Genomic DNA, 14039 nt, shown 5'->3' on the forward strand with positions numbered 1-14039 from the left:
TATAATTATTTTATTGTTGTGTGGAGGTCGAAAATATGCAAATAAAGGTTGGGGTTATCGGCGCGACCGGTTATGCCGGCGCGGAACTGGTGCGTATCTTATCGGCGCACCCCCACGCAGAGCTGGTGGCTCTAACTACCCAGAGCTACGGGGGAAAGGCTTTTTGTGAAGTGTACCCGCATTTATACAAACATGTGGCCCTGGAATGCCGGGAACTGGACCTGCCGGCCCTGGCGGAACAGGCCGACGTAATATTCGCGGCCCTGCCGCACGGGCACGTCGTACCGGTGGCCAGGGAGGTGCTGGCACGGGGTAAAAAGTTTATCGACCTGGGCGCCGATTTTCGTTTCGACAGTTCGGAAGTCTACGAACAGTGGTATAAAGTGGAACATACCGCTCCGGAGTTGCTCCGGCAGGCGGTTTACGGGTTGCCGGAAGTACACCGGGAAAAGATAAAAACTGCCTCCCTGGTGGGAAACCCGGGTTGTTATCCCACCAGCGTAATCCTGGGACTGGCACCGCTGCTGCGCAGCGGCCTGGTGGATACCGGGACCGTTGTGGTGGACAGTAAATCCGGGGTATCCGGCGCGGGCCGCGGCCTGTCCCTGGGTACGCATTTCGCCGAGGTTAACGAGAACTTCCGCGCCTATAACGTGGGGGTGCACCGGCATACGCCTGAAATTGAGCAGGAATTGGGCAAACTGGCCGGGGAGGAAATGCGCATTTCGTTCACCCCGCACCTCACACCCATGAACAGGGGTATTTTGAGCACCATATACGCCAAACTAAAGCGGGAGATGACCCTGGAGCAGGTTCGCGCGGTGTATGAGGAATTTTATCGAAGTGAATATTTTGTGCGCCTGTTGCCCCCGGGCATTTTGCCCCAGACCAAGGCGGTGGCCGGTTCCAACCACTGCGATGTGGTGCCCGTGGTGGACCCGCGCACCGGGCGGGTGGTGGTGCTTTCGGCCATTGACAACCTGATCAAGGGGGCGGCGGGCCAGGCGGTGCAAAATATGAATGTGATGTTCGGGCTGCCCGAAACCACGGGCCTGGAAAGGCCGGGTTTGTATCCGTAAGCCGGGTTCCGGCGCTCCGATACATTAGTGGAACCACCCGGCCCGCAAGGCAACGCTGCTTCGTGGGCGGCTAATTTAGGGAGGAAAAGTATGTCACAAATTAAAATGAAAGAACTGCCCGGCGGGGTAACGACCCCGCCGGGGTTTACCGCCGCCGGGGTAACGGCAGGCATAAAAAACGGTAAAAAAGACGTGGCCATAATTTATTCGGAGCAGGAAGCCGTCGCTGCCGGAGTATTCACCACCAACAAGATCAAGGCGGCGCCGGTCCGGTTGACCATGCAGCACCTGGAGTCCGGCAAGGCCCGGGCCGTGGTGGTCAACAGCGGAAACGCCAACGCCTGCAACGGGCTCCGGGGTATGGAAGACGCCCGGGCCATGGCGGCACTTACCGGTGAACTGCTGCAAGTGCCGGCGGAACAGGTGCTGGTGGCCTCCACCGGCGTTATCGGCCAACCCATGCCCATGGATAAAGTGCTGCCCGGCATTCGGCGGGCGGCGGCCGAACAAAGCCGGGAGGGCGGGCCGGACGCCGCCGCCGCCATCATGACCACCGATACCGTGACCAAGGAAGCGGCGGTGGCGGTGGATCTTGGCGGCGTTACCGTGACCGTGGGCGGTATGGCCAAGGGTTCGGGCATGATCCATCCCAATATGGCCACCATGTTGGGCTTTATCACCACCGACGCCGCTATAGAGCTGCAATGGCTGAAAAAAGCACTGGTTCATGCCGTGGAACGTACTTTTAACATGATTACGGTGGACGGTGATTCCAGCACCAACGACATGGTGGTCGCCCTGGCCAACGGCATGGCGGAAAACCGGGTTATCAACGGCGAAGGGCTGGATTATACGGCTTTCTGCGCGGCGCTGGAAGCGGTTTGCCGCAAGTTGGCCATGGCCATTGCCGGGGACGGTGAAGGAGCCACCAAGTTGCTGGAAGTGCAGGTGCGGGGCATGCGTACCGAGCAGGACGCCAGGCTGGCCGCCCGGGCAGTGGCTGCCTCCAATCTGGTCAAATCGGCCGTGTTCGGTAAGGACGCCAACTGGGGGCGGGTAATCTGCGCCGTGGGTTACTCCGGTGCGGAATTCAACCCGGAGACGGTGGACATATATATCGACGATGTACAGGTGGCCCAAAACGGCGCGGGGCTGGCATTCAACGAAGAACAGGCGGCCGAGGTGCTGGACCGCGACCACGTGGTGTTCATCATTGACTGCCATGACGGCGACTGCGCCGCCACCGCCTGGGGTTGCGACCTGACCTATGAATACGTCCGCATCAACGGCAGCTACCGCACTTAGGGGGTCAGACTTAAACTTAATTAAACTAACTTTGCCAAGCCCGGATTGTGTGTTAATATTACTTGCCTGGGCATTTTCAAACTAAACGAAGGCCGCTCTTCTTGGTGGTTTGGCAAAGTAATGATTTTTTTATATATATGAATATCATGGTTAGTTTAAACCAATTTAAGTCTGACCCCGGAGAAAGGAGGGGGGGCTGTGCCAAGTCCCATGGAAAAGGCGGGCATCCTGGTGGAGGCTTTGCCGTACATAAAGAAATTTTACGGTAAGACGGTGGTTATTAAGTATGGCGGGCATGCCATGATCAATTGCGAGCTGAAGAAAGCGGTGCTCACCGATGCCGTATTGATGAAATACGTGGGTATGCACCCCGTGATCGTGCACGGCGGGGGGCCGGAGATTACCGGCATGCTCAAAAAAGTGGGCAAGGAGAGCAGTTTTGTGGGGGGCCTCAGGGTTACCGACGCCGAGACCATGGAAATTGCCCAGATGGTGCTGGTGGGCAAGGTGAACAAGGATATTGTGGGTATGATCAACAGCATCGGGGGCAACGCCGTGGGGCTTTCCGGCAAGGACGGCAACCTGCTGGTGGCCGAGAAGAAAATGGGCAAGGTGCGCACCCGGGACGGTGCCGAGGAACTGGTGGATATCGGCCATGTGGGCGAGGTGCGGCAGGTCAACCCCGGTATTGTGAATACGGTGATCAGGGAAGGGTATATCCCCGTGGTGGCGCCGGTGGCCGAAGGGGAAGCGGGGGAAAGCTACAATGTCAACGCCGACAGCGCCGCCGGAGTGCTGGCGGTGGCCCTGCGGGCGGATAAATTGATTATTCTTACCGATGTGGAGGGCATTTTGGCGGATCGGAACGATAAAAATTCGCTGCTGTCCACCATTACCTTGGAAGAGGTGCCCGGCCTGATTGACCGGGGAATAATCGACGGGGGGATGATCCCCAAGGTGGAATGCTGTGTGGCCGCCCTGCGGGGCGGGGTCAGCACCACTCACATTCTGGACGGGCGGGTGCCGCATTCGGTGCTCCTGGAGGTATTTACCGACCGTGGCGTGGGTACCATGGTGGTTAAATGATAAGGGGGTTGCAGTAGTGAATACCAGTGAAATCATGCAACTAAGCGATCAGTATGTAATGCACACTTACGGTCGGATCGGGCTGGCCCCGGTGCGGGGCGAGGGAGCGCGCCTGTGGGATGCCGACGGCCGGGAGTTCCTGGATTTTGTGGGCGGCATAGCGGTTAATTCCCTGGGCCACTGCCACCCCGCCGTGGTGCGGGCGATACAGGAGCAGGCCGCCCGGCTGATGCACGTGAGCAACCTGTATTATATAGAGCCCCAGGCCCGGCTGGCCGAACTGCTGGTGCAGAATTCCTGCTGCGACCGGGTATTTTTCTGCAACAGCGGGGCCGAGGCCAACGAGGGGGCCATCAAGCTGGCCCGCAAGTGGGCCAAAAAGCAACACGGAGCGGATAAATACGAAATCATCACTGCGGAAAAATCTTTCCACGGGCGCACCCTGGCGGCCATCACCGCCACCGGGCAGCCCAAATACCAGCAGGGTTTTGAGCCCCTGCCGCCGGGATTCAAGTACGTGCCCTTCAACGACCCGGACGCGCTGGAGCGGGCCATTGGCCCCCATACCTGCGCCGTAATGCTGGAGCCGGTGCAGGGCGAGGGCGGCGTTTACGCGGCCGCTTCGGAGTACCTGGCCGGGGTGCGGGAACTGTGCGACCGTAACGGGCTGCTGCTGGTTTTTGATGAAGTGCAGTGCGGCCTGGGGCGCACCGGCGAATTCCTGGCCTACCAGCACTACGACGTGGAACCCGACATCATTACCCTGGCCAAGGCGCTGGGCGGCGGTTTTCCCATCGGGGCCATGCTGGCCAAAGAAACAGTGGCCGCCGCTTTTGCGCCCGGCGATCATGCCACCACCTTCGGAGGCAACCCGCTGGCTTGCGCTGCGGGACTGGCGGCCATGCAAACCATGCTCGGCGATGGTGTGATGCAAAATTGCCGGGCGGTGGGGGCATACTTTAAGGAAAAACTGCAGGACCTGGCCCGCAAGTACGATTTCATCAAGGAAGTGCGCGGCTTGGGTCTGCTGCTGGGCATGGAATTGAACCGGCCCGGCGGGGATATAGTGAACCGGTGCCGGGAAAAGGGCCTGTTGATCAATTGTGTGAACAACAATGTGCTGCGGTTCACCCCGCCGCTGGTTATCGGCACGGAAGAGGTGGACCGGGCGTTGGAAACGGTGGAAGCTGTTTTAATTGCCGGTTGAAGAGGTTAAACCCGTTGAGCGAAAGGATTGCCCTATGCCGGATGTCGCAAAGCAATTGGCTTTAAGACCGGTTAACTTGGTCGATAATTCCAGAAAGAAGCGGTGATAATAAATGAATTCCGTTAAAGATAACCTAAAAGGGAGAGATTTGCTTTCCCTGCATGATTTTACTCCCGGGGAAATTCAGTTTATACTGGATTACGCAGCCGATTTAAAACAAAAACAAAAGAACGGCGAGCCGCACGAACTGCTCAAAGGGCTGACGCTGGCCATGATTTTCCAAAAATCATCCACCCGGACCAGGGTTAGTTTTGAAGTGGGCATGTATCAACTGGGGGGGCACGCCCTTTATTTAAATGCCAACGACCTACAGCTGGGGCGAGGGGAAAGTATAGCCGACACCGGGCGGGTGCTGGGCCGCTATGCTGATGGCATAATGATTCGCACCTTTGCCCAGGGCGACGTGGAAGAGCTGGCCGAATGCGCCTCGATTCCTGTAATCAACGGCTTGACGGATTTGCTGCACCCCTGCCAGATTCTGGCGGACCTGTTGACGGTGCAGGAGCATAAAGGCCGGCTGGCCGGGTTAAAATTGGCCTATGTGGGCGACGGTAACAACGTTTGCCATTCCCTGCTTTACGGCTGCGCCAAGACGGGTATGCATATCAGCGTGGCTTCGCCGGAAGGCTTCCTGCCCCGGGAGGAAATAGTGGCCACCGCCCGCTATGACGCCGCGGCAACCGGCGCCGAAGTCACTGTCACCACAGATCCGGCGGAAGCGGTGTCCGGGGCGGATGTGGTGGTAACCGACGTTTGGGCCAGCATGGGGCAGGAGAGCGAGCAGCAGGCCCGCATGCGGGTATTTGCCCCCTATCAAGTTAACGAACAATTGGTTGCGAAGGCCGCGTCCGATTATATATTCCTGCACTGCCTGCCCGCCCACCGTGGCGAGGAGGTGGCCGCCGAAGTAATTGACGGGCCGCATTCGGTGGTGTTTGACGAGGCCGAAAACCGCCTGCACGCTCAAAAGGCGGTGCTGTCCCTGCTGATGGCGAAATAGGTAAAGTTAGTTTAAACAAGTTTAAGTCTGACCCCATAATGAAGGGAGCAAGCATGATGAAAAAAGTGGTGTTGGCTTATTCCGGAGGGCTGGATACCTCCATCATTATACCCTGGCTCAAAGAAAACTACGGCTACGAGGTTATCGCCATGGCCGCCGACCTGGGCCAGGGGGAAGAACTGGAGCCCCTGCACGAAAAGGCGCTCAAAAGCGGCGCCAGCAAACTGTACATTGAGGACGTGAAAAGGGAATTTGTCACCGACTACATTTACCCCACCTTGAAGGCCGGGGCCATTTACGAGGGTAAGTACCTGCTGGGCACCTCCATGGCCCGCCCGCTGATCGGCAAGAAACTGGTGGAGATCGCCGAAAAGGAGGGGGCCGAGGCCGTGGCCCACGGCGCCACCGGCAAGGGCAACGACCAGGTGCGCTTTGAACTGGCCGTCAAGGCGTTGAACCCCGACCTGAAAATTATCGCCCCCTGGCGGGAGTGGGACATCCGTTCCCGGGAAGACGCCATTGACTACGCCGAGGCCCGGGGCATCCCGGTGCCGGTGACCAAATCGCGGCCTTACAGCATGGACCGCAATATCTGGCACCTCAGCCACGAGGGCGGCGCCCTGGAAGATCCGGGGCAGGAGCCGCCCGACGACGTGCTCATGCTTACCGTGTCGCCGGAAAAGGCGCCGGACGAGCCAACTTACGTGGTAATTTACTTTGAACAGGGTATCCCCAAAAAGGTTGATGGCCAGGAACTGCCCCCCGATGAATTAGTCGAAAAACTGAACAAGCTGGGCGGGGCCAACGGCATCGGCATCGTGGACATGGTGGAAAACCGGCTGGTGGGCATGAAATCCCGCGGGGTCTATGAAACACCGGGCGGCACCATCCTGTACCTGGCCCACCGGGAGTTGGAACTTTTAACCATTGATCGGATTACCCTGCATTACAAGGAACTGGTGGCCAACCGTTACGCCGAGCTGGTTTACGACGGGGTCTGGTTCTCCCCGCTGCGGGAAGCGCTGGACGCCTTTGTGGACGTCACCCAGCGGACCGTTACCGGCACCGTGCGCATGAAATTATATAAAGGCAACTGCACGCCCGCCGGCACCACCTCGCCCTACTCCCTCTACAACGAGGAACTGGCCACCTTCGGGCGGGACGAGGTTTACACCCAGGCTGACGCCGCCGGGTTCATCAACCTGTTCGGCCTGCCCCTGAAGGTGCGGGCACTCATGGAAAGGAAAGCGGGGTTGCGGTAGCAGGTTAAACCGGGGGGCTTCCCCGGCATTAATTAAGTATCGTCATCATTTTGACAGTTTACTTTTACAGATAAAAAACAATAAGCCGATACCTTCTAAATTACCGGAAGTATCGGCTTATTGTTCTTGGCTGAGGCCGGCTCGCATTTTGTTTTATATTTTATAGACGGGTGGTTTAATTACATATCCTTTTAATTTTCCGTATTCTAAAAATCTATCATATAGCTTCATTTCATCAATCAGAAATTTCATGAACAAGTCCCTGATTTTAGGCGAGGTGCTGTGAATAAAAGCTATTGTATGAATAGGCAGAAAGGATTGAATTCCCCTCAAAACCCGCCGGTAGATATATCTGTCCGAGATAGTTTCCACATTGGTTGTAGCCTGAGTTTGTTTTGGGTTCCTAACCGGTAACGGTATCCCATAATTTATCATTTCTTTTTCCAGTATGGACACGTGTTTTTCAAGGGATTTTCTTCCATAACCGAGAAGTAACTTCAAGTCTTCATCTCTGGCAAAAATCTCTACATTATTTGTCACTTGTATAACATTATATCTTTGCACCAAATGATTCCAAAGGTGATAAACCTCACTTACATTGATATTTCTTTGTTTTTCCGTAGGGGACATGCCTAATTCAGTTATTTTTTGTATTTGCTTCAATATCTTCACAAGTTTCTTTCACCTCTTTTCAAGCATAATTTACGCTCTGTAAACAGGCGCTTCATTTAAAAAACCTTTCAACTTGCCATATTCAACAATTTGCTCATGTAATTCCAATGTTAATAGCAAGTGATTTTTAATTGCCTTTCTGATTTTAGGCGTAGTGCTTTGCATAAAACTTGTAGCTAGAATAGGGAAAAATGTTTGAATTGCTTCATGTAAGTTCTGAAATATAAATTTATCTGAAAAAAACTCTAAATGAATTGTACTCTTATTGCCTGCCGGTGGTCTTACGGGGAATGGTATGCCATAATCATTCATTAGATTTTCCATATCGTTAATGCCTGATTGAAGAGCGTTTACTACTTGATGATTGATAAACTTTAAGTCATTATCGTTAATAAAATTTTCAAAAATTTGAGCTGTTTCCATTGCATCCCATTTGACCACTAAAATATCCCATACATGAAAAACTTCGCCTACATTGATATATCGCTGTTTTTCCCTTGTGGACTTGCCAAATTCAGTTATTTTTTGTAATTTATCCATTACGTCGACCATCTTTTACACCTTCTTCCCTCTCCTTGCACTTTATAATTTGCTAAGTTTTATTTTTTTTATACTTTTTAAAGGGTAATGAGCTTATTTAAAAATCTTCCAAATAAAAAAAGGGCCGGTTGCGGCCCCTTAACTTTCTTTGATTAAATCATAATGAGGTTTGTATTTTAAATTATGCACGGTATTGATATAACGCAAGGTGCGCGACTTGGCCCGCATTACCAGGGAATATGTCTCTGCTATCTCGCCGCCCCGGAAGCGCACTCCCTTGAGCAGTTCGCCGTCGGTGACGCCGGTGGCGGCGAAAATGGCGTCGTTCCCGCGCACCAGGTCGTCCATGGTCAAGATGCGGTTGGGGTCCTCAATGCCCATGCTCAGACAGCGCCGGTACTCGCTGTCGTCTTCCGGTACCAGGCGGGCTTGCATTTCACCGCCCAGGCATTTCAGGGCCGCTGCCGCAATGACGCCTTCCGGGGCGCCGCCGATGCCGGCGCAAATGTCGATACCGGTGTCGTCGAAGGCGGTGGCCAGCGCGGAAGCCACATCACCGTCGCCGATCAGGCGTACCCGGGCACCCGCTTTCCGCACCGCTTCAATTAATTCCCGGTGGCGGGGGCGGTCCAGGATCATCACCGTGCAGTCCACTATGCGCTTGTTGTTGGCTTTGGCCACAATTTCCAGGGTTTTTTCAATGGGGTCGTCCAGGTGAATTTTCCCTGCCGCCCGCGGGCCCACGGCCAGCTTTTGCATGTACATGTCCGGGGCGTGCAGCAGGTTACCCTTATCGGCCATGGCTATCACCGACAGGGCGTTGGGCAGTCCCTTGGCCAGGATATTGGTCCCCTCCAGCGGGTCCACTGCCACGTCGACTTCCGGAGTTTCAGCGTTGCCAACTTTTTCCCCGATGTAAAGCATCGGCGCTTCATCCATTTCCCCTTCACCGATAACCACGGTGCCGTTTACACATACCGAATCGAACATGGTACGCATGGCGTTGGTGGCGGCTCCGTCAGCTGCATTCTTGCGTCCCCGGCCCATCCATTGCGCTGCGGCCAGGGCAGCCATTTCCGTAACCCGTACCAGTTCCAGCGTCAGTTCTCTTTCCATTACAGTGTTCGTCTCCTTTATTGAAAAACTGATTGGCTGATTATATTTTAACACATTTGTCTGCAAATGGGATATTTAGCATGACATTTTTATAAAAAAGTAAGCATTTTATCTTTTACTATTGAGATATGAGGTTTAGTTGAACAGAGGTCAAACCGGTTAACTTTTTTCTGATTACCCGAAGCCATGTTATAATATTTTAATATAAGTTATGGCAAAAGAGGACATTAAAAACAATAGTATGAAGAGGTGGATACAATGGCCAAACTGTGGAGCGGGCGATTTCAAAAAGAAACGGACCGGCTGGTGGATGATTTCCATTCTTCCATATCCTTTGACAGCCGGCTTTACAAATACGATATTACCGGCAGTATGGCCCACGCCGGAATGTTGGGGCGCATGGGAATCATCACCCGGGAAGAGGCTGACACAATTATCAATGGGTTGCAAGAAATTCTGACTGATATTGAGGCGGGCCGGGTGGAATTTTCCGTGGCCGCCGAAGACATCCATATGAACGTGGAACAATTACTCATTGAACGCATCGGGGCGGTGGGAAAAAAACTGCACACCGCCCGCAGCCGCAACGACCAGGTGGCCCTGGACGTGCGCATGTACCTGCGGGATGAAATTGACGCGGTGCGGCGGCTGCTGGCTGAATTGATCGGGACGCTGCTGGACCTGGCGGAGCAAAACCAGGACGTCGTGATGCCCGGTTACACGCACCTGCAAAGGGCTCAACCCGTCACCCTGGCCCATCATTTACTGGCTTACTGCCAGATGTTCGGGCGGGACATGGACCGGATGCGGGACTGCCGGCGGCGGGTCAACGTGATGCCCCTGGGCGCCGGGGCGCTGGCCGGCACCACTTTCCCGCTGGACCGGGAATTTGTGGCCCGGGAACTGGGTTTTGACGCGGTTACGGAAAACAGCCTGGACGCGGTCAGCGACCGGGATTTCGCGGTGGAATTCACCGCCGCCGCAGCCCTGGTCATGATGCATTTAAGCCGGTTCTGCGAGGAAATAATCCTCTGGTCATCCGCGGAATTCGGCTTTATAGAGCTGGACGACGCTTACAGCACCGGCAGCAGTATGATGCCTCAGAAAAAAAACCCGGACGTGGCCGAATTGATCCGGGGTAAAAGCGGCCGGGTGTTCGGTGACCTGACCGCGCTGCTGACCATGCTCAAAGGGTTGCCGCTGGCTTACAACAAGGATATGCAGGAGGATAAAGAGGCCCTGTTTGACGCGGTGGATACCGTGAAGAAATGTCTTATCATATTCAAGCCCATGGTGGCCACCATGCGGGTTAAAAAAGAAAATATGGCCCGGGCGGCCCGGGGCGGCTTCACCAACGCCACCGACCTGGCGGATTACCTGGTGCAGCGGGGCATACCCTTCCGGGAGGCCCACGAGATAGTAGGGCGGACGGTGGCCTACTGCCTGGAGCGCGACAAATCCCTGGACGACTTGAGCCTGGAGGAATTCCGTCGTTTTTCGGACGCCATTGACGAAGATGTTTACGAAGCCATCAGCATCGCCCGCTGCGTGGCCGCCCGGAACGTCACCGGCGGGCCCGCTCCGGAGGCCGTGCAGAAGGCCATCCGGGCAGCCCGGGAGCGACTGGATAAAAACAGCTCTTGCTGAATACCGCTAAGCAACGATATCAGAGCCCAAAATTAAAATATTACCTAAGGAAGGATTGCTATGAACTGGCAGGAAGCGGCACTGGCCGTGGCGGTAGGTGCCGTTATCGGTTACAGCACCAACTGGATAGCCATCCGCATGTTGTTTCGTCCCCTGCATGAAAAGAAAATAATGGGCCTGCACATACCCTTTACGCCCGGGGTCATTCCCCGGGGGAAAAAGCGCCTGGCCGGCAGCATCGGCCGGGTGGTCGGGGGAATGCTGCTGACCGAGGAAAAGGTGGTACAGCATTTGCTGCAGCCCGAAGTGGAGAAGCAGATGCGGCAATACCTGGCTGCCAGGCTGCGGGAGTTGCGGGACCGGGAGTTTACCGTCGGCGATTTGCTGGGCGACCCCCGGGGGGAATCGCGCGCTCGTGAAGAGATTTCTTCCATGCTGGCGCGTGCGGCGGTCAGTTTGCTGCAAAATGCGGAAACCCGCCGGAACCTGGCCCACCGGGCGGCAGGTATCGCCGGTCACCTCCTGGATTGTCGCGTGGGGCCCACCATGGACAAAGCCGGTATCAATGCCGGAGCGCTTCTGGAAGGGGCGCTTGCCGGTATCCTGCAGGGGGAAAAGTTTAAGCAGGAACTGCAATGGCAGCTGGCGTGCCGGATCGAGCTGTTTTTAAACAGTTCGGAAAGAATTGGCGATTTTATACCGGAAGCGGTGCGGGTTGGCGTGCACCGGTTCATTGCCGACCAGGCCCCCCGGATTGTGATAGCCTTTGAGCAGTACCTCAGTTCTCCGGAAACCCAGGCGGCAATGAAAAAGCGTATTGAAGATTTCTTTGAGGAAACCGCCATCAAGCGCTTATTAAACGGCATGTTTCACTTGTTCGGCAATGCACCGGATATGCTGGTCCGGCGGCTGGCCGGGGAAATCAGCCTGTTTCTGGCGGACGAGGGCAACCGGACGGAATTAATCGGGCGTCTGCACCAGTTGGTGGATGAGACGCTGGCAAAAAGCGTCGAGGAAGTAACTGCCGCGCTGGACGAATCCGGTAAAAAGGAAAAAGCCGGGGAAATCGCCGCCTGGTTGGTGGAAAAAATGGGTGAATCCGGCTTGCCCGCCGTGCTGGGGGGCACGTTGAACCAAATGCTGGCCGAAAACCGGGAGCGGACCTGGCGGGAGTTAATGCATTTGGATGGGCCGGAACCACTCGGCCGGCCGGAAAATTTCCTTGCCCGCCTGCTGGAACAATTGTTGAAACGGGAGGAAACGCTCCGTAGCCTGGAGACGCTGATCCGGCGGGAAACCGGGCGGCTGTGGCAGCTGAATTTGAGCCGGGTTTTGGAACTGCTGCCGGATAGCCTGATAAATGACCCGGGGGACACCGTGTCGGGATTTTACCGGTACCTGGTAAAGGAGCAGGTGCCGGGGCTGCTGCGGTTTATCGATATCAGCGGCATGGTGCGGCAGCGGGTGGAAGAACTGGATGTGCTGCAGGTGGAAGAAATGCTGCTGGGGATCATGCGACGGGAACTGGTGGCCATTACCTGGCTGGGCGCGCTGTTGGGGGCCGTCCTGGGGCTGGTTATGGTTGCCATGCAGTACATTGCGAAATAAGGTTAAAAACGGTTGACCTGTATAGCACTTTACTGTATACTATGTTGTAAGTTTTTATCCGCAAAGGTCATGAAGGGGAGCAAAACCTGCTAGCCGCGCCACAGAGAGCTGGGGTAGCTGAAATCCAGCGCCGGAACAGGTTGAGAGATCGCCCCGGAACTGCCCTGTCGAAAGGCCTGTGCCCGGTAGGCAGGGTCGGGAAAAGCGGCCCGTTATGTTCCGCTGTGTCGATGGACACACCGAGTGGCTTTTTGCTGTGAGGCGAAAAGCAAACAGGGTGGTACCGCGTGAGGAATTGTGCCTCTCGTCCCTGGTAGTTTATGGCTGCCAGGTGCGGGAGGCTTTTAAATTTTAATACCGAATTTTTATAGAGGGAAGTGTACCTAGGGTTCCGCCTCGCACGCGAGGGTCTGGACCGAGCGGTACAGGCCGCCGGCGGATGTTCCCGGAGGTTACACCGTGGGGATAAAAGACCCAAGCGGATAGGTTCCACTCTTGGAAAATATCAGCGGGGTCTTATTTATTTTAATTTAAAAAAAATATAACAGAATTATAACAGGAGTGTGAGGTCATGGGTCTTATAATTTATCTGGACGGCAAATTCGTACCCGAAGAAGAAGCGGTAGTATCGGTATTTGACCACGGTCTTTTATACGGCGACGGTGTTTTTGAGGGCATTCGCGCCTATCACAACCGGGTTTTCAAGCTGCACGACCACCTGGTCAGGCTGTATGAATCCGCCCGGACCATCGGGCTGGAAATTTCAATTGGTATGGAAGAAATGCAGGAAGTGGTGCTGGAAACCCTGCGCCGCAACAACCTGCGGGACGCTTACATACGTCTGGTGGTAACCCGGGGCAAGGGCGATCTGGGCCTTGATCCCCGCAAGTGCCCCAAGCCGACTGTTTTCTGTATTGCGGCCTCCATTCAGTTGTACCCCGATGAACTGTATGAAAGGGGTCTGGAAATGGTCACCGTGGCCACCCGCCGCAACATTCCGGAAGCCTGCAACCCCAGGGTCAAGTCACTTAACTACCTGAATAACATTTACGCTAAAATTGAGGCCAACCTGGCCGGCGTTCCGGAAGCCATCATGCTCAACCAGGAGGGTTACGTGGCCGAGGCCACCGGCGATAACATTTTCCTGGTGAAAAACGACAAGCTCATTACCCCGCCCATCCACGTGGGGCTTTTAGAGGGCATTACCCGGAACACCGTCATGGACCTGGCCCGGGCAAAGGGTATTGAAGTGGTGGAAAAGGTGTTCACCCGCCACGATGTGTATATCGCCGACGAGTGCTTCCTCACCGGAACCGCGGCCGAACTGATCCCCTGCGTCAAGGTGGACGGCCGGACCATCGGCGACGGCAAGCCCGGCGAAGTATTCCGGGGCCTGCTCAAGGACTTCCGCGAACTGACCAAGATAGACGGCCCGGTGATATTTGAGTAGAAGTTAG

The 14039-nt window shown here is 55.4% G+C and carries 12 protein-coding genes and 1 other annotated feature; of the genes, 9 read left to right on the plus strand and 3 right to left on the minus strand.

Going from position 1 to position 14039, the window contains the following annotated elements; all coding sequences use genetic code 11:
* Window positions 1-35: 35 nt before the first annotated feature.
* From argC to BM299_RS08245, 6 genes are all read left to right on the plus strand, one after another.
* The gene (gene argC / locus BM299_RS08220) at window positions 36-1079 is read left to right on the plus strand and encodes an N-acetyl-gamma-glutamyl-phosphate reductase (RefSeq protein ID WP_092482993.1); all 1044 of its coding nucleotides are present in this window, start codon (window positions 36-38) and stop codon (window positions 1077-1079) included.
* A gap of 90 nt (window positions 1080-1169) precedes the next feature.
* On the plus strand, window positions 1170-2384 hold the full coding sequence (gene argJ / locus BM299_RS08225; protein ID WP_092482994.1) for a bifunctional glutamate N-acetyltransferase/amino-acid acetyltransferase ArgJ: 1215 nt from the start codon (window positions 1170-1172) through the stop codon (window positions 2382-2384).
* A gap of 198 nt (window positions 2385-2582) precedes the next feature.
* On the plus strand, window positions 2583-3470 hold the full coding sequence (gene argB, locus BM299_RS08230; protein WP_092482995.1) for an acetylglutamate kinase: 888 nt from the start codon (window positions 2583-2585) through the stop codon (window positions 3468-3470).
* A 16-nt stretch (window positions 3471-3486) separates the two neighbouring features.
* Window positions 3487-4677 (plus strand): acetylornithine transaminase, encoded by a 1191-nt coding sequence (locus BM299_RS08235; protein WP_092482996.1) that lies wholly within the window; start codon window positions 3487-3489, stop codon window positions 4675-4677.
* Between the two features lie 112 nt (window positions 4678-4789).
* Window positions 4790-5737, plus strand: a complete 948-nt coding sequence (argF, locus tag BM299_RS08240) for an ornithine carbamoyltransferase (RefSeq protein WP_092482997.1) — start codon at window positions 4790-4792, stop codon at window positions 5735-5737.
* 56 nt (window positions 5738-5793) lie between these two features.
* Window positions 5794-6999, plus strand: coding sequence for an argininosuccinate synthase (locus tag BM299_RS08245; protein WP_092482998.1), 1206 nt, complete (start codon window positions 5794-5796; stop codon window positions 6997-6999).
* 153 nt (window positions 7000-7152) lie between these two features.
* Here BM299_RS08245 and BM299_RS08250 read toward each other — a convergent pair whose 3' ends face one another.
* The 3 genes from BM299_RS08250 to glpX all read right to left on the minus strand — a co-directional run bounded on the left by BM299_RS08250 (window position 7153) and on the right by glpX (window position 9327).
* Complete coding sequence (locus BM299_RS08250; protein WP_092482999.1) at window positions 7153-7671, minus strand: DUF3231 family protein; 519 nt, start codon at window positions 7669-7671, stop codon at window positions 7153-7155.
* Window positions 7672-7701: 30 nt separating this feature from the next.
* Window positions 7702-8211 (minus strand): DUF3231 family protein, encoded by a 510-nt coding sequence (locus BM299_RS08255; RefSeq protein ID WP_245779698.1) that lies wholly within the window; start codon window positions 8209-8211, stop codon window positions 7702-7704.
* Window positions 8212-8349: 138 nt separating this feature from the next.
* The gene (gene glpX / locus BM299_RS08260; RefSeq protein WP_092483001.1) at window positions 8350-9327 is read right to left on the minus strand and encodes a class II fructose-bisphosphatase; all 978 of its coding nucleotides are present in this window, start codon (window positions 9325-9327) and stop codon (window positions 8350-8352) included.
* 258 nt (window positions 9328-9585) lie between these two features.
* Between glpX and argH the strand changes: the two genes are divergently transcribed.
* From argH to ilvE, 3 genes are all read left to right on the plus strand, one after another.
* A complete protein-coding gene (gene argH, locus BM299_RS08265) occupies window positions 9586-10974 on the plus strand; it encodes an argininosuccinate lyase (RefSeq protein ID WP_092483002.1) in 1389 nt (462 codons plus the stop codon).
* Window positions 10975-11034: 60 nt separating this feature from the next.
* On the plus strand, window positions 11035-12582 hold the full coding sequence (locus tag BM299_RS08270; protein WP_092483003.1) for a DUF445 family protein: 1548 nt from the start codon (window positions 11035-11037) through the stop codon (window positions 12580-12582).
* Window positions 12583-12642: 60 nt separating this feature from the next.
* Window positions 12643-12897: a binding site (T-box leader), on the plus strand.
* Between the two features lie 256 nt (window positions 12898-13153).
* Window positions 13154-14032 carry a branched-chain-amino-acid transaminase gene (ilvE, locus tag BM299_RS08275; RefSeq protein WP_092483004.1) on the plus strand — a complete coding sequence of 293 codons (879 nt, stop codon included), beginning with the start codon at window positions 13154-13156 and terminating at the stop codon, window positions 14030-14032.
* The last annotated feature ends 7 nt before the right edge of the window (window positions 14033-14039 follow it).

Origin of the sequence: Desulfoscipio geothermicus DSM 3669 (genome assembly GCF_900115975.1) — a bacterium.
GTDB lineage: Bacteria > Bacillota > Desulfotomaculia > Desulfotomaculales > Desulfallaceae > Desulfoscipio > Desulfoscipio geothermicus.